Here is a 15838-nt window from a genome sequence, read left to right as displayed (position 1 = left end):
ATTTCATGACGATGAAAATGCAGGCCGCAGTGGTCGAGCAGTTCGGCCAACCGCTGGTCATCAGAGAGTATGACGTCCCTTCAGTCGGCCCCGGGCAGATCCTGGTCAAGACCGAAGCCTGTGGTGTCTGCCATACCGATCTCCACGCCGCGCGCGGTGACTGGCCATTGAAGCCGACGCTGCCCTTTATTCCCGGGCATGAGGGGATTGGCGTGGTAACGCAGATCGGGGCAGGGGTCAGCAGCGTAAAAGTCGGGGAACGGGTGGGCGTGCCATGGCTTTACTCGGCCTGCGGACATTGTGAGTACTGCCTCACGGCCTGGGAAACGGTCTGTGCCCAAGCGCAGTTCGGTGGCTATACGAAGAACGGCGGCTTTGCCCAATACATCCTCGCCGACCCCAATTACGTGGCGCACATCCCCCATGGTCTTGACCCGCGGGAGGCTGCGCCGATCATCTGTGCCGGCGTCACGACTTACAAAGGCATCAAGGAGACCGGAGCCCGACCAGGACAGTGGATTGCGATTTCCGGTGTCGGTGGCCTCGGTCACCTGGCGGTTCAGTACGCCAAAGCGATGGGGCTGCAAGTCTGCGCCGTGGATATTGATGAGCGCAAACTGGCCCATGCCACCCGGCTTGGCGCCGATGCCGTGGTCAACGCCAAAAGTGGTGATCCGGCGGCGGCGGTCAAAGAGGCTACCGGCGGTGGCGCCCATGGCGTACTCATCACGGCCCCCTCGCTCAGTGCGTTCAAACAGGGCGTCGCAATGACCCGTAAACATGGGGTTTGCGTGCTCGTGGGATTGCCGCCGGGCGAGTTTCCGGTGCCGCTGTTTGATGTGGTTGCCAATTGCATCACCGTTCGCGGTTCTTTTGTCGGCAACCGCCAGGACATGGCCGAAGCACTGGCCTTCGCCGCTCAGGGCAAGGTCAAGGCCGACATCGAGTTGCAGCCGTTATCGGCGATCAACCAGATTTTCGAGCGTCTGGAACACGGTGATGTTCCATCGCGCGTGGTCATCGATTTCAGTGCCGGTTGAAGAGTGCCAAAGCATGAACATCTTGATTGGCGAGGTGGCACTGAAGAGTCGTCAGACTTCGGTCTTGACGATTCGGCAGATGGCAGAGGCCGATCGCTTGTCGGTCGCTGCCGGCGTGTCGTCTTTCGAGCTGATGGCCAACGCTGGTGCAGCCGTAGCGCACCAAATCGAGCGTCGCTGGGCACCACGGGCGGTGGTGGTGCTGTGTGGACCGGGCAACAACGGTGGTGACGGATTCGTCACGGCGCATGTGCTGGCGCAAGCCGGCTGGCCGGTGCGGGTGGCGATGCTGGGTAGTCGATTCAGCCTGAAGGACGAAGCCCGGCAACACGCCCAGCGCTGGGAAGGGAACGTTGAAGACATGAACCCCGCGGTGCTCGAGGGGGCTGAACTGATCGTCGATGCGCTCTTCGGCGCCGGCCTCAGCCGCCCCCTTGAAGGCCAGGCATTGGCGACGCTTGCCGCCGCCAGCAAGGGCGGTGTGCCCATCATCGCAATCGATACGCCCAGCGGGGTCATGGGGGATACCGGTGAAACGCTGGGGGCAGCCGCGGCGGTGCTGACGGTCACGTTCCTGTGCAAGAAAGCGGGGCACTTGCTATTGCCAGGCCGGGACCTGTGCGGCGAAGTCATTGTTGTGGATATTGGCACTCCCAACGCGGTGATCGACACCATCGCCCCCCGCACCTTTGAGAACAGCCCGGCCTTATGGCTGGCCAGTTTGCCCCGCCCCAAGGCGAGTACCGACAAACACAGTCGTGGGCATGCCCTGATCTTTGGTGGGTATCCAATGACCGGTGCGGCTCGAATGGCTGCAAGAGCCGCAGCCAGAGCGGGAGCGGGGCTCACCACCATTGCGGTGCCGGAACTGGCCTTGGCCATTTATGCGACAGCGCTGGACAGCATCATGGTGCGTCCATGGGTGACTCCGGAAGATTTTGGGCACCTGCTCAACGGCAGTCGCTTTTCTGCCTGGTTGATAGGGCCCGGTGCAGGCGTGGACAAGGAAACCTTTGGGCACGTACTGGCGATGCTTGCCAGTGGACGCCCGACCGTCATAGACGCCGACGCGATCAGCGCTTTTGAGGACGACCCCGGTGTACTCGATCGCGCGATTCACGGCCCTTGCGTGCTGACACCTCATGAGGGTGAGTTTCGACGGGTGTTCGACTTCGCCGGCGACAAGCTCACGCGCACCCGTGCTGCGGCCCTGCGTTGCGGCGCCGTCGTGGTGCTCAAGGGCAGCGACACGGTGATAGCCGCGCCCGACGGCAGGGCAATCATCAATGCCAACGCGCCTTCAACATTGGCCACCGCCGGCTCGGGCGACGTCTTGAGCGGGATCATTCTTGGTTTGCTTGCGCAAGGAGTGCCGGCCTTCGCCAGCGCGGCGGCGGGGGTCTGGCTACACGGTGCGGCGGCCGCCGAATTCGGTCCCGGCTTACTGGCCGAGGACCTGCCCGACCTGTTGCCAAAGGTGTTGTGTCGACTGCTCGACGTCTAGCTACCCGTCGAGGTCCGATAGCCCCGTGCCCGCGTTTCATACCGGCGGCGACAGACTTTTTCAAACCCCGAATATGTGGGGTGGCGTACAGACCTGGTTTTGAAGCAGGGCAATAGTCAGGAAAACGTTGGCTGCGCGTTATGTCGCAAAGCCGTCACTTTGATCAGAGGCATTGTCATGTCGGTTCCCTACCACACGCTTTTTCATTTCCTGCTGTACAGCCCGGTGTTCGTTGATGCACCAGAAAGCAACGAGGCGCGTCTCGTGCAGCGCCTCGTTGACGCGATTGATGAGTACGACTATCGGACCGACATCGTCCCCACCCTGACCGGGGCCAGGGTCGCTGCAGAGAGTGATATGGGCATCGGATGCTTCCTGCTGGCGATTGACGGCCCGGATGAGCCGCAGGTTCAGGCGCTCATCAACACGATCAGGCACGAGCGCGGGCTGGATACGCCCATTTACCTGGTCAGCGAACTCAAAGGCGTGGAGTCGTTATCGCTCGCGCCCTTGGGCGAGGTCACTGGCTACATTTATCTGGACCACGAAACGCCAGCCTTCTCGGCAAAGGAAACGATCTTCGCGCTGGAGCGTTATGCCACAGGCCTCAAGCCACCGTTCTTCGGCGCGCTGATGGACTACGACTACGAAGGCAACCAGATGTGGACATGCCCGGGCCACCAGGGGGGTGCATTTTATCGACGCAGCCCGGCCGGGCGGCTCTTCGTAGAGCATTTGGGTGAGGCGGTGTTTCGCAACGACATCGATAACTCGGTGCCCGAAATGGGCGATCTCCTGACCCACGTCGGTCCGGCGCTTGCCGCGCAGATGGCGGCAGCCAAAGTCTTCGGCGCCGATCGCACTTACTTCATTCTCAACGGCACCTCGACCTCGAACAAAGTCGTGACCGCTGCGCTGCTCAAGCGCGGGGACCTGGTGCTGTTTGATCGCAACAACCATAAATCCAATCATCAGGGCGCGCTGCAACTGGCCGGGGCGATCCCGATCTACCTCGAAACCGACCGCAATCCTCAAGGGCTGATTGGCCCCATTGACTACGACGCATTGGACGAAAAGAAACTGCGCGAGCAGATCCGCAACCACCCACTGGTCACGGACCCTGAGGCCTGGAAGCGTGAACGACCTTTCCGTCTGGCGATCGTCGAGCAGTGCAGCTACGACGGCACGATCTACAACACGCAGAGTTTGATCGAGCGAATCGGCCACCTCTGTGAATACGTGCACTTTGACGAAGCCTGGGCCGGCTTCATGAAATTCCATCCGCTGTTTGCCGGGCATTTCGCGATGGGGCTGGAAAATCTCGGCGCCCAGAGCCCTGGCATCGTTGCTACACAGTCAACGCACAAGCAACTGGCCGGTTTTTCACAGGCTTCGCAAATTCATGTGCGTGACGAACACATCAAGGGCCAAACGCGGCGCACCGGGCACCGTCGGTTCAACGAGATGTTCATGCTGCATTGCTCGACCTCTCCGTTTTACCCGCTGTTCGCCAGCCTCGATGTCGACGCGCAGATGCACAAGGGCCGCAATGGCCTGGCGCTCTGGGACGACGCAATCCGCATTGGTATCGAGACGCGCAAGCAACTGCGCAAGCTTAAACGCGGCTTTGCGGCCTCCGCCGAGGGCGGGCAGAACGATTGGTTCTTTGATCCATTCGTGCCGGATGTGGTGACAATCACCGACTCCACGTTCAGTCCGCCACTCGACAGCGTGCCTTGGGAAGACATTCCTACCGACGTGCTGGCACGCGAGCCTGCCTGCTGGGCGTTGGTGCCGGATGCACACTGGCATGGCTTCCGTCACGCCTCGCCGAATTGGGCAATGACGGACCCCAACAAGCTGACGCTGATTACGCCCGGCTTCGACCGCCAGAGCGGCGAATACAGTGAGCGCGGAGTCCCGGCGACACTGCTGGCCGCCTACCTGCGCGAGAACAATATCGTGCCGGAGAAATGCGACCTCAATAGCATCCTGTTCCTACTGACGCCCGCTGTTGAGGCCGGCAAATGTGCCTCGCTGATTTCCAGGCTGGTGGCGTTCAAGAACCTTTACGACTCTGACGCAGCGCTTGAAGACGTGCTGCCGACGACGATGGCGCGCTATCCGCAGCGTTACGCCGGCTACACGTTGCAGCGCCTGTGTGACGAGATGCACAGCTTCTACCGGGAACACGACATTGCCATGCTGCAAAGGCTGTGCTTTCGCGGCGAGCACTTTCCCGAGCAGGCAATGTCGGTGGCCGATGCCACAGAGGCGTTCGTCGGCAACCGGGTCGACTATTTGCCGTTGTCCCAGTGCAAGGGTCGGATCTCGGCGACGTTGGCGCTGATTTATCCCCCCGGCATCGGCATCGTCGTCCCTGGCGAGCGCTATGACGACCGAGCGCAACCGATGCTCGACTATTTCCTGGTGTTCGAGGAAGCGTTCAATCGGTTTCCAGGTTTTGAGTTCGAAGTGCAGGGCGTGTACGCCGATGACGTTGACGGCCGCGTGGTGTTTCATACCTACGTCGTGCAGGAGTCGATATGAGCGGTCACTCAACGAACGTGCCCGGCATTCTGTATCGACGTCGGGTGCTGGTGGTGCATAACGGCACCGGCGTCGAGCATGCAGGAGGGCAGGCCACCGCTGCACTGATCGAAGCACTGGCCGACCGGGATATCGATGTCATTGACGCCACCTCGCAAAGCGATGCCGCCGCGCAAATCAGCCTGCACTCGTTGTTGCAGGCTGTATTGGTGGATTGGGATCTGGCCGGTTCAAAAGACCACAAGGCTGCGCGCAATGTGATTGATGCCGTCAGGGCCCGCTCAGAGCGCTTGCCGATTTTTTTGCTGGCGGCCAGTGGTTCGCTTGACGGGATTTCGGCCGACGTGCTTTCGCAGGTCAACGATTATGTGTGGCTCTTCGAGGACACCAAGACCTTCCTTGGCGGCAGAATCGTTGCCGCCATCGACCGCTACCGAGCAACACTGCTGCCGCCGATGTTCAAAGCGCTGGCCAGTTTTGCCGGGGAATATGAATATTCCTGGCACACCCCAGGACATGCCGGTGGCACCGCGTTTATGAAGCACCCGACCGGGCGTGCCTTCGTCGAATTCTTCGGCGAGGAGTTGTTTCGTTCGGATTTGTCGATTTCGGTTGCGCAAGTGGGCTCATTGCTTGATCACTCAGGGGCTATCGGCGAAGCCGAACACAACGCCGCGCGGGTGTTTGGCGCCGATCGCAGCTATTTCGTGACCAATGGCTCATCCACCTCCAATCGCGTGATTCTGATGTCGAGCGTTACGCGCAACCAGATCGCACTGTGCGATCGCAATTGCCACAAATCCATCGAACACGCGATGACGCTATCCGGGGCTATCCCGACATACCTGATGCCGGTTCGCAACTACCTGGGGTTGATCGGCCCAATCCCGGCGTCGCGACTCACAGCAGCGGCAGTCGCGCAGAGCATTGGCGCCAATGCTCTGGTCACTGAGCAGATAGAACCCGCCGCCGTACATGCCGTCATCACTAATTCAACCTACGACGGCTTGTGCTACGACGTCGAACGGGTCGAATCGCTGCTCGGACAGTCAGTCGATCGCCTGCACTTTGACGAAGCCTGGTATGGCTACGCACGTTTCAACCCGCTGTATGCCGGGCGCTATGCCATGCGCGGCGACCCCAACACCCCCCGTCCCGACGGACCGACGATCTTTTCCACTCAGTCGACGCACAAGTTGCTCGCCGGCCTCTCTCAGGCTTCTTACATCCATGTGCGTGATGGCCGCCGACCGATTGAGCATGGGCGCTTCAACGAGGCGTTCATGATGCATGCCTCGACCTCACCGCAATACGCGATCATCGCGTCCAACGATGTGGCAGCGGCGATGATGGATGGCCCCTCTGGCAAAGCGCTCACCGATGAAACGATTGTCGAGGCGATTGCTTTTCGTCAGACCGTGGCGCGGTTAAACGCCGAGTTCACCGCCAAAGGCGACTGGTTCTTCACCGCTTGGCAGCCCGATACCGTCAATGAAGGCAAGGGCCACAAAAAGACACCGTTCCATTTGGCCGACCCTGAGCGCCTGGCACGCGACCCCAAGGCCTGGATACTGCATCCGGGCGATGCCTGGCACGGGTTCGAAGACCTCGATGACGGTTACTGCATGCTTGATCCCATCAAGGTGTCGGTGGTCACGCCCGGCATGGGCCGCGATGGCACGCTAAAAGCAACGGGGATCCCCGCGTCACTGCTGGCGGCTTATCTCGATGCGCAAGGCATCGTGGTGGAAAAGACCACCGACTTCACCAGCCTTTTCCTGTTCTCGATGGGCATTACGCGAGGCAAGTGGGGAACCCTGATCAATGCGCTTCTGGGGTTTCATCGCGACGTGCAGGCCAACACGCCTCTGGAGCGGTGCATTCCCGCATTGGTTGCGGCTCATCCGCAGTCTTACGGCACGCTCGGGCTCGGTGAACTCGCCGAGTCGATGTTTGCCGCGATGAAAACGCACAGGACGACCGAACTCATGTCGGCCGCATTTTCGGTTTTGCCAGTGGCCGTTTTGTCGCCCGTCGGCGCCTACGAACAGCTCGTCAACAATCGAGTGCAATTGCTGCCGCTCGACCAGATGGCGGGGCGCACCGTCGCCACCGGCGTCGTGCCATACCCGCCGGGCATTCCCTTGCTGATGCCTGGCGAGAATGCCGGTGAGGCAGCGGGCCCCATACTGGGTTACCTGAAAGCGCTTGAGGCGTTTGATGCCCAAATGCCGGGCTTTTCCCACGATACGCATGGCGTGGAAGTCGTCGGCGGCCGTTATCAGATTCTGTGCATTACCGAGGATTGACCCCATGAAAACAGCCACAGTACCGGGCGTTGTTCAGGATTCCAGTGCTACAACCGCCTCGAAGAAAGCAACCGCTACCGACAAGCTCGGCATGGTTTCCATGACCTTGCTGGTCATCGGTGCCATGGTGGGTGGCGGTGCCTTCAACCTGCCACAAAACATGGCACAACATGCGGGACTCGGTGCGGTACTGATCGCCTGGCTGGTGTCCGGGCTGGGTATTTTCTTTCTGGCACGTACCTTTCAAGTGCTGGCCGAGATCAAGCCAGACATAACCGCCGGCATCTACATGTACTCGCGCCAGGGCTTCGGCAAGTTCGCCGGTTTTCAGGTTGCCTGGGGCTACTGGCTATCGTCCGCCTTCGGCAACGTTGGCTTCGCCGTGCTGTTGATGGACACGCTCAACTACTTCTTCCCCCCGTACTTCAAGGGCGGCAACACCTGGCTGGCGATCCTGATCGGGTCGAGTGTGTTCTGGATACTCAACTGGCTGGTATTGCGCGGCGTCAAGAGTGCGTCGACGCTTAACGTGATTGGCACGATTGCCAAATTTGTCCCCATTGCGGTGTTTGTCGGTGTGGTGGCCGTCTCGGTGAAAGCGGGTCTGTTCACGAGCGATTTCTGGGGCAACGTCGGCGACAACGTGGCCGGCGGCAAGCCACTGGGCAACCTGCTGGAACAGGTGAAAAGCACGATGCTGGTGACCCTCTGGGTGTTCATCGGCATTGAGGGCGCAGTGGTCATGTCCGACAAATCGGACGCCAGGACGGTGAGTCGAGCGACATTACTGGGGTTCTTTGTGACCTTGCTGCTGTACGTCCTGATTTCCGTGTTGCCCTTCGGGATCATGACGCAGGCGCAATTGTCGGTCATCGCGCCGCCGTCCATGGCAGCGATCCTGGGGTCGATTGTCGGCAAATGGGGCGAGTACTTCGTTAACGCTGGAGTGTTGATCTCGGTGCTGGCGTGCTGGCTGGTGTGGACCATGTTGGTGGCGGAACTGCCATGGGCGGCGGCAAAGGACGGAACCTTTCCGAAAACATTCGCAGTGACCAATAAAAAAGGCGCGGCCTCGGTATCGCTATGGGTCTCCACCGTGGTGATGCAGGCCGTGATGATCCTCATGTATTTCTCCAACAACGCCTGGAACGTGATGATCTCCATCACGGGCGTGATGATATTGCCGGCCTATATCGGCGCTACCGGTTTTTTGTGGAAAGTCATGGCAAACGGGCGCTATCCAGCCACCGCAAAAACCGCCAAAACCACAGCGCTGGTCACCAGCATCCTGGGCACGATCTACGGATTCTGGCTGGTTTATGCCGCCGGCCTCGAGTACATGATCGCCGGCGCGGTGTTCTTCGCCCTCGGCAACCTGGTGTTCATCTGGGCACGCAAGGAGCACGCGCCGAATGAGCCAGTGTTCAACATGATCGAGATGATCGTGGCGGGTGTACTCGTGGTGCTTGGGGTCGTGGCGATGTGGATGTTGTTCAGTGGGCATCTGACGCAGGTCTACACGCCGTGAACGATTGCTTTGTTCATCTGTGCGCGCGCAGCCCACTCACGCAAGAAGAAAATGGCTCGTGCCTTCGTAAAAGGTATGGGCCGTAATAGGCCAGACCGCAGGGCTTGGCCCACTCACAACCGGGAGCTTTCGATGAACAGTTCATATCTTGCGTTTGTGTTGCTCTTCAGTTCGACCTTTTGCCTGGCCGCGCCACTCGATGGCGCGGCCCTGTACCAAAGCAACTGCGCCCAATGCCATGGCGAACGTGGAATGGGTGGGGCGGTTGGCATGGGCGCGATGACACCCGGTATGGGAGGTTCAAACGGCGGGCAGGGCATGATGAATGGGATGGGCACAATGGGCGGTCAGGGCGGCTCGGGAATGACGGGGCTTCAAGCGCCCAAACTGGTAGGCGATGCCAGTGCCTGGAAGCCTGAGTTATTTGAGCGTGCAGTGCTCCAAGGCATCGATGATGAAGGTGAACCTCTGAGCAGGGTCATGCCGCACTGGGGTTCATCGAGCTTCAGAACCGACCATGGAAAACCGCCCACCCGAGAGGAAATCGACGCTATTCAGCAGTATTTGCAAGCGCAGAAATAGCCGGGCCGTTCTGGGTTGCGTCATTGATTCGCCAGTCACCAATCGGCACGGCACGCCACCCGCGTTCCTGACCGAAAAGGGGAAATATCATGAACATGCAAGACACCCATGTCCCGCAAGCGGATCTGCACGCCAACCCGGTCGCCTCCGAAGCCACTCTTTACACTTGCCCGATGCACCCGCAGGTGCGACAGAGCGGCCCGGGCAACTGCCCTGAGTGTGGCATGACGCTGGAACCCGTCATCCCCACCGCCGAGGACACCGAGAACCCGGAGCTACAGGACTTCAGCCGCCGCTTTTATTGGACCCTGCCGCTGAGCGTGATCGTCGCGATACTCGCCATGTCCGGACCCTACCTGCACGGGTTGGATATGGCCCTGCAGAGCTGGATAGAACTGGCGTTGACCTTGCCGGTGGTGCTCTGGGCAGGTTTTCCGTTCTTCAAACGGGCAGTGCAATCGGTTCTGCACGCCAGTCCGAACATGTGGACACTCATCGGCCTGGGGACGTCGGCGGCCTTCGTTTACAGCGTGGTTGCCACTGTAGCGCCTGGGGTTTTTCCGGCCTCGTTCGTGGCCATGGGGCGGGTCTCGGTGTACTTCGACGCGGCGGCCATGATCATTTCATTGACCTTGCTGGGCCAGGTACTTGAGCTCAAAGCCCGGTCGAAGACGGGCGCGGCTATCAAATCATTATTGGGGCTGGCCCCGAAAACGGCACGGCGTATGGCTGACGACGGCAGCGAAACGGATGTCGCGCTGGCCGATGTGCGGCCCGGGGACCAACTGCGTGTGCGCCCTGGCGAGAAGGTACCGGTTGACGGTGAAGTGCTCGAGGGCACCAGTGCGGTCGATGAATCAATGCTCACCGGCGAGCCTATGCCCGTGAGCAAAGGCGTCGGCGACAAGCTGATCGGCGCCACCCTCAATGCCAGCGGCGCACTGGTGATGCGGGCGGACAAGGTTGGCGCGGATTCGGTGCTCGCCAGCATTGTGCAGATGGTCGCGCAGGCGCAGCGTTCGAGGGCCCCGATGCAGGGTATGGCCGATACCGTAGCGCGTTATTTCGTTATAGCCGTCATCAGTGTCTCGATACTGACCTTTTTCATATGGGGGCTGTTCGGGGCCACATCGACGGGGGAATCGGGCTGGGTCTATGGACTGATCAATGCCGTGGCGGTGCTGATCGTCGCGTGCCCTTGTGCCTTGGGCCTGGCCACACCGATGTCGATCATGGTCGCCAGCGGCAAGGCTGCGACAAGGGGCGTACTGTTCAAGGACGCTGCGGCGATCGAGAACTTCCGTAAGGTCGACACCTTGATCGTCGACAAAACCGGCACCCTGACCGAGGGTCGACCGCGCTTTGACCGCGTGATCGCCGCAGCAGGCAGCACCGAGGACGACGTGCTTCAACTGGCTGCCAGCCTGGATCAAGGCAGTGAGCATCCTCTTGCCGCCGCCATCGTGAGCGCTGCGCGTGAACGCGGCATGACCCTTGGCAAGGCCGAAGACTTCGAATCGAGCACGGGCATTGGCGTGCGCGGACGGGTAGGGGGCAAAACCCTGGCCTTGGGCAACGCCTTATTGATGGAGCAGCTCAAGGTTTCGGTGGACGGCTTGAAATCCCAGGCCGAAGCACTCCGGGCCGAAGGGGCCAGCGTGATGCTGCTGGCCATCGACGGCAAAGCCGCAGGGCTGCTGTCGGTATCAGACCCCATAAAGTCCAGCACAGCCGCCGCTTTGACGGAACTCAAAGCTGAGGGCATCCGCGTCATCATGGCCACGGGTGATGGGTTGACGACAGCCAAAGCCATTGCCGCGAAGTTGGGCATCGAAGAAGTACACGGAGGTGTCACACCGGCCGATAAGCTCGCGCTGGTGGAGCAACTGCAACAACAAGGATGCGTCGTCGCAATGGCCGGAGACGGTATCAACGATGCCCCGGCGCTGGCCCGGGCCGATGTCGGCGTAGCGATGGGAACAGGCACAGACGTTGCCATGAACAGCGCCCAGATCACCCTCGTCAAAGGCGACTTGCGTGGCATTGCCCAAGCGCGTGCGATTTCGCAGCAGACGGTCACCAACATGAAACAGAACCTTGGCTTTGCGCTTGTCTACAATGCGCTCGGCGTGCCGTTGGCTGCCGGTTTGTTGTTTCCGTTCACCGGTTGGTTGTTGTCGCCGATGGTTGCCGCGTTTGCCATGAGTCTGAGCTCATTGTCGGTCGTGACCAATGCACTGCGCTTGCGTGGCTAGGGTTCTACTGCGCAGAGTCACTTGCCCGTTCAGGTATCTGACGGGCAAACGATGTTTTCTCTCTGATTTGTGGTGCACTTACTGCTTGTGCTCGATAACGGTTTCAACCAGCCAATAGCCGGTCCGTCCATAGTGGTGATGCAGGTTCGATTCTTGTTCCCGATTCAACTGCTCAGACGACTCATAAGGCGGCGATGCCTTGATCGAGGCGCATTCGAGGTCGACCGACACGGATTTATCCAGCCAACGGATATCGTCAATCCATTCAGGAGCAATCAACACTTTGTGCCCAAGCCACCAGTTGCTGGTGTTGACCACAAGGTATTGAATCGCCCAGGTCTGTTCGTTGATCAGCACGCTGTCGACATGCCCCACCTCGCCATCGGTGGCTTTGATGTGATACCCGATGATGGCTTTGCAACTGCGTAAGTGCGGGTCGTCATCTTCATGGCGCGCGCGCTCGGCTTTTGCACTCTGCTCGCGGGCATGTTCGTCTTGAGGTGGACCACCCGGCAGCCCGTAGCCACCGGGGTACATCCCGGCATTCCACATGCCTGCGCTTCCCCAGTAGTACGGATAACCGTAGTAACCCAGATATTGCATTTCATGTTGTCGAGAGACCGGTTTGTCGACGTCGATACTTGGGCTGTTTTTGACTTGATCCTTGGTGAGCGCTACGTGCAGCCGACGTTGCGTCCAGTCGGCGTCCTGGATGGAAAGGGGAGTGATCAGGACCTTGCGGCTGGCAAGCCAGGCGCCGGTCTCGACGACAAAATAACGGATCACCCACGCCTCATTGTCGAAATAGAAGTCTTTGACTTCCCCGATGTCACCATCGGTTGCCGCAATGGTGTAATCCTTGAGGTCTCGCATGCTTCGTAACATAGGACTGTCCTTCGTAGCGCACCGATCGATGTCCTCGGCACATGGAAAGGCTGCAGGCCGATTATTCGACCTGCCCAAGGACAGGGTGTGCTTTTAACGGCGTCAGCGTCTGTTCGCTGGCGCACGCTGAAAGAGCGGAGTCAGGTGGGTTTATTCACGGAGGAAGGGATCGGCGACCCGCGACGTTTTTGGCGCTCAAGCCATTCAAACAGCCCCATGCCGACCAGCATGGCGATGACAAAAACGGCGCCTTTGCCGATGCCCGCACCTAGCAGAACCAGGGAAGGGCCAGGGCAAATGCCTGCCAGGCCCCAGCCCAACCCGAACAGGAGGCTGCCGATGACCAGACGCCGCTCGATGTGTCGAGCGGCGGGCAGGTTCATGGGCAGGCCGAGCAGTGATCGGGTGCGGGTTCTGGCGAACTTGAAGCCTACCGCCGCCACCGCGATGGCGCCGGCCATGACGAAGGCCAGCGACGGATCCCAGCGCCCGCCCAAATCGAGGAAGCCAATGACTTTTGCCGGGTTTGTCATGCCGGAAATCAGCAAACCGATACCGAAAATCAGCCCGGCAAGCCACGCGTAGAAGAGCGGCATGGTCAAAGGCCTCCCAGAAGGTGCTTAACGACAAAAACGGTAACGAAACCCGCCCCCATGAACACCAGTGTCGCGACCGCAGAGCGCGTCGATAATCGCGACAATCCACACACACCGTGGCCGCTGGTGCAGCCAGCGCCATAACGCGTGCCGACGCCGACGATCAAGCCAGCGACAATCAACAGCGGATATCCGGCATCGATCTCTATCGCAGGCATAGCGGCGACCAGGCTAAAAGCCAGTGGCGCCATTAGCAGGCCCAAAACGAACGCCGCACGCCACGCAATATCCCCGGTTATCGGGCGCAGCAGACCGCCGACAATGCCGCTGATGCCAGCGATGCGCCCGTTGAACAGTATCAACAGCACTGCCCCCGTGCCGATCAGCAAGCCTCCGATCAAGGCGCTCAACGGCGTGAAGTGGTTCATGTCGATCATGACGCTCTCCTTACAGGGGCGTGTGGAGTGAAGGTTGATCGCGATGCAATCCTGATCATCTGATGGCCGTCGCGCTGACCGCCAAAGCGGTCAGCGCGAGGATAGGCTGATTGAAGCTGCCGAGTGGCTGATTTTTAACGATCCGTCGGGATCAGCCGTCAAGGATCGAGAGCACCAAGGATTAATTCATGCCCAACCAGTTTGGGAGCGCCAGGGTAATCCACGGGACATAGGTGATGAGTATCAGGAACAGCAGCAAAAGCATCAGCCAAGGCATCGCGGCCTTGATGGTCGCGGGCACTGACATCCCCGTCACGGCGGAAGTCACGAACAGGTTCAGACCGACGGGCGGTGTGATCAAGCCGATCTCCAGGTTGACCACCATGATGATGCCAAGGTGAATCGGGTCGATACCCAGTTTCATGGCAATGGGGAAAAGGATCGGGGCCAGAATCAGGATAATGGCCGAGGGTTCCATGAAGGCGCCGGCGATCAATAAAACCACGTTCACCACCAGCAGGAAGGTCACTGGCGTCAGCCCTGCTTCAATGACCCAGGCCGTGATTTGCTGGGGCAGTTGCTCGGTGGTCAATACGTGAGCAAACAACATGGCGTTGGCAATGATGAACATCAGCATGATGCTCAGCTTGGCCGAGTCCAGCAGGACTTTGGGCGTTTCACGAAACGTCAGGTCCTTGTAGACGAACAAGGCGATGAATGCCGAATACACCGCAGCAACGGCAGCAGCTTCGGTGGGGGTGAACATCCCGCTGTAAATGCCTCCCAGGATGATCAGCATCAACAGCAGGCCCCAGATCGCCTTGCGCGCCGTGCCGAGAAACTCACGCAGCGTGGCGCGCGGCATGGCAGGCAGGTTTTTCTTCACCGCGACGATGTAGATGGCCACCATCAGCGATAAGCCCAGCAACAAGCCGGGTATGACGCCGGCCATGAACAACTTGCCGACGGAGGTCTCGGTGGCAGCCGCATAGACCACCATCACGATCGAGGGCGGTATCAGAATGCCCAAGGTCCCGGCGTTACAGACGATTCCCGCGCCGAATTCTTGCGGATATCCAGAGCGAACCATGCCGGCAATGGCAATCGACCCGACGGCTGCCACCGTTGCCGGGCTGGAGCCGGAAAGGGCGGCGAACAGCATGCAGGCCAATACGGCGGCAATCGCCAGTCCACCACGGATATGACCGACACAAGCGTTGGCAAAGTCGATCAGGCGACGTGCAACGCCACCGGTGGTCATGAAGGCGCCTGCCAGCAAGAAAAACGGAATGGCCAGCAGTGTGTAGTGTTCTGATGTCTCAAACAGCTTGATCGCGAGGGAACGGACAGAGTCCGGACTGAAAAACACAATGGTCAATGAACCGGCCAGGCCCAGGGATATGGCAATCGGTACACCGATGAACATCAGTGCAAAGAGTGTCGCGAACAGGAAGGCAATGGTCATTGTTTGTCGTCCTCGTGCTCGGTCAGTTTCATCACGTCAGCGGCTTCATCGGCCAGGCCCAGCCCGGTCTGGCGGTGCAACAGGATGCGCACGAAAATTTCGGCGAAACGGATGAATACCAACGCAAAACCCACGGGAACGATCAGCCCTATGTGCCATTGCATGATGCCGAAATGGCCCAGATCTTCGGCGCCTATTCCTGCTGTCATCAAGGTATGAATCCACTCGAAGCTGGCCACACTGAGCAACCCGGCGTAGGTCAGGCAGCACAGACAGGCCAAAATGCCAATGAGCCGCTGGACGGGTTTGCTGGCCAGTTTGACCAGCGCATCAACGCCGATATGACCGGCGGTACGCACCCCGTAGGACAATCCGAAGAAGATCAGCCAGCCAAATAGCGCCTTGGTGAGCGAGGTGCTCCACGTCATGGCCTGAGCCATTGTCATGACCCGATCGCCCATGGCGAATAACGTTTCGCTGGCGCCTTCCCAGTTGTCGGCAAGTCGGTAGAAGAGCGTATAGAGGTTGTTGAGGATGACGTAGACGAACGTCACCAACGTCATGGCGGCCAAAAGGAAGACAATGAAACCCTCCTCGAAGTGTTCCCATATGCGCCGAAAGGCATTCATGGATGGCATCTCCTGTAGCGTGATGACAGGCAGGTGCTGGCGTGCCAGCCCCTGCCCA

The 15838-nt window shown here is 59.8% G+C and carries 12 protein-coding genes; 7 read left to right on the top strand and 5 right to left on the bottom strand.

Annotation, left to right across the window (positions count from 1 at the left end; genetic code table 11):
- Positions 1–5: 5 nt before the first annotated feature.
- The 7 genes from adhP (at position 6) to ACIOU6_RS03205 (ending at position 11768) form a co-directional block, all read left to right on the top strand.
- Positions 6–1040, top strand: a complete 1035-nt coding sequence (adhP, locus tag ACIOU6_RS03235; RefSeq protein WP_221731720.1) for an alcohol dehydrogenase AdhP — start codon at positions 6–8, stop codon at positions 1038–1040.
- Entirely contained in the window at positions 1000–2544 is a 1545-nt protein-coding gene (locus tag ACIOU6_RS03230; protein WP_401133761.1) for an NAD(P)H-hydrate dehydratase, read from the top strand. Before adhP ends, ACIOU6_RS03230 begins: the two co-directional genes overlap by 41 nt.
- A 177-nt stretch (positions 2545–2721) precedes the next feature.
- A complete protein-coding gene (gene speC / locus ACIOU6_RS03225; protein ID WP_401133759.1) occupies positions 2722–5094 on the top strand; it encodes an ornithine decarboxylase in 2373 nt (790 codons plus the stop codon).
- Positions 5091–7403: an Orn/Lys/Arg decarboxylase N-terminal domain-containing protein gene (locus tag ACIOU6_RS03220; protein WP_401133757.1), complete on the top strand. Its 2313-nt coding sequence runs from the start codon at positions 5091–5093 to the stop codon at positions 7401–7403. Before speC ends, ACIOU6_RS03220 begins: the two co-directional genes overlap by 4 nt.
- A gap of 4 nt (positions 7404–7407) precedes the next feature.
- Positions 7408–8931 (top strand): basic amino acid/polyamine antiporter, encoded by a 1524-nt coding sequence (locus ACIOU6_RS03215; protein ID WP_401133754.1) that lies wholly within the window; start codon positions 7408–7410, stop codon positions 8929–8931.
- A 132-nt stretch (positions 8932–9063) separates the two neighbouring features.
- Positions 9064–9513, top strand: a complete 450-nt coding sequence (locus tag ACIOU6_RS03210) for a cytochrome c (RefSeq protein ID WP_221731725.1) — start codon at positions 9064–9066, stop codon at positions 9511–9513.
- 173 nt (positions 9514–9686) lie between these two features.
- The gene (locus ACIOU6_RS03205) at positions 9687–11768 is read left to right on the top strand and encodes a copper-transporting P-type ATPase (protein ID WP_401133865.1); all 2082 of its coding nucleotides are present in this window, start codon (positions 9687–9689) and stop codon (positions 11766–11768) included.
- Positions 11769–11846: 78 nt separating this feature from the next.
- On the opposite strand, the gene ACIOU6_RS03200 is transcribed toward ACIOU6_RS03205, so the two are convergent.
- The 5 genes from ACIOU6_RS03200 to ACIOU6_RS03180 form a co-directional block, all read right to left on the bottom strand.
- Positions 11847–12653 (bottom strand): PRC-barrel domain-containing protein, encoded by an 807-nt coding sequence (locus ACIOU6_RS03200; RefSeq protein ID WP_221731726.1) that lies wholly within the window; start codon positions 12651–12653, stop codon positions 11847–11849.
- A 140-nt stretch (positions 12654–12793) separates the two neighbouring features.
- A complete protein-coding gene (locus ACIOU6_RS03195; RefSeq protein ID WP_401133752.1) occupies positions 12794–13249 on the bottom strand; it encodes a DUF6691 family protein in 456 nt (151 codons plus the stop codon).
- Between the two features lie 2 nt (positions 13250–13251).
- Positions 13252–13686 (bottom strand): YeeE/YedE family protein, encoded by a 435-nt coding sequence (locus ACIOU6_RS03190; RefSeq protein ID WP_221731728.1) that lies wholly within the window; start codon positions 13684–13686, stop codon positions 13252–13254.
- A gap of 181 nt (positions 13687–13867) precedes the next feature.
- Positions 13868–15151 carry a C4-dicarboxylate TRAP transporter large permease protein DctM gene (dctM, locus tag ACIOU6_RS03185; protein ID WP_221731729.1) on the bottom strand — a complete coding sequence of 428 codons (1284 nt, stop codon included), beginning with the start codon at positions 15149–15151 and terminating at the stop codon, positions 13868–13870.
- Positions 15148–15780, bottom strand: coding sequence for a TRAP transporter small permease (locus tag ACIOU6_RS03180; protein ID WP_221731730.1), 633 nt, complete (start codon positions 15778–15780; stop codon positions 15148–15150). The genes dctM and ACIOU6_RS03180 overlap by 4 nt, the downstream gene beginning before the upstream one ends.
- Positions 15781–15838: the final 58 nt, after the last annotated feature.

Origin of the sequence: Pseudomonas sp. NPDC087615 (assembly GCF_044743445.1) — a bacterium.
In the GTDB taxonomy this organism is placed as follows: Bacteria; Pseudomonadota; Gammaproteobacteria; order Pseudomonadales; family Pseudomonadaceae; genus Aquipseudomonas; species Aquipseudomonas baetica_A.
The sequence above is the reverse complement of the archived record's forward strand: the minus strand, read 5'-3'. Positions and strand labels throughout refer to the sequence as shown.

Coding starts and splice junctions, on each gene's coding strand:
- adhP (WP_221731720.1), top strand. CDS start 6: ATGACGATGAAAATGCAGGCCGCAGTGGTCGAGCAGTTCGGCCAACCG.
- ACIOU6_RS03230 (WP_401133761.1), top strand. CDS start 1,000: ATGTTCCATCGCGCGTGGTCATCGATTTCAGTGCCGGTTGAAGAGTGC.
- speC (WP_401133759.1), top strand. CDS start 2,722: ATGTCGGTTCCCTACCACACGCTTTTTCATTTCCTGCTGTACAGCCCG.
- ACIOU6_RS03220 (WP_401133757.1), top strand. CDS start 5,091: ATGAGCGGTCACTCAACGAACGTGCCCGGCATTCTGTATCGACGTCGG.
- ACIOU6_RS03215 (WP_401133754.1), top strand. CDS start 7,408: ATGAAAACAGCCACAGTACCGGGCGTTGTTCAGGATTCCAGTGCTACA.
- ACIOU6_RS03210 (WP_221731725.1), top strand. CDS start 9,064: ATGAACAGTTCATATCTTGCGTTTGTGTTGCTCTTCAGTTCGACCTTT.
- ACIOU6_RS03205 (WP_401133865.1), top strand. CDS start 9,687: ATGCACCCGCAGGTGCGACAGAGCGGCCCGGGCAACTGCCCTGAGTGT.
- ACIOU6_RS03200 (WP_221731726.1), bottom strand. CDS start 12,653: ATGTTACGAAGCATGCGAGACCTCAAGGATTACACCATTGCGGCAACC.
- ACIOU6_RS03195 (WP_401133752.1), bottom strand. CDS start 13,249: ATGCCGCTCTTCTACGCGTGGCTTGCCGGGCTGATTTTCGGTATCGGT.
- ACIOU6_RS03190 (WP_221731728.1), bottom strand. CDS start 13,686: ATGATCGACATGAACCACTTCACGCCGTTGAGCGCCTTGATCGGAGGC.
- dctM (WP_221731729.1), bottom strand. CDS start 15,151: ATGACCATTGCCTTCCTGTTCGCGACACTCTTTGCACTGATGTTCATC.
- ACIOU6_RS03180 (WP_221731730.1), bottom strand. CDS start 15,780: ATGAATGCCTTTCGGCGCATATGGGAACACTTCGAGGAGGGTTTCATT.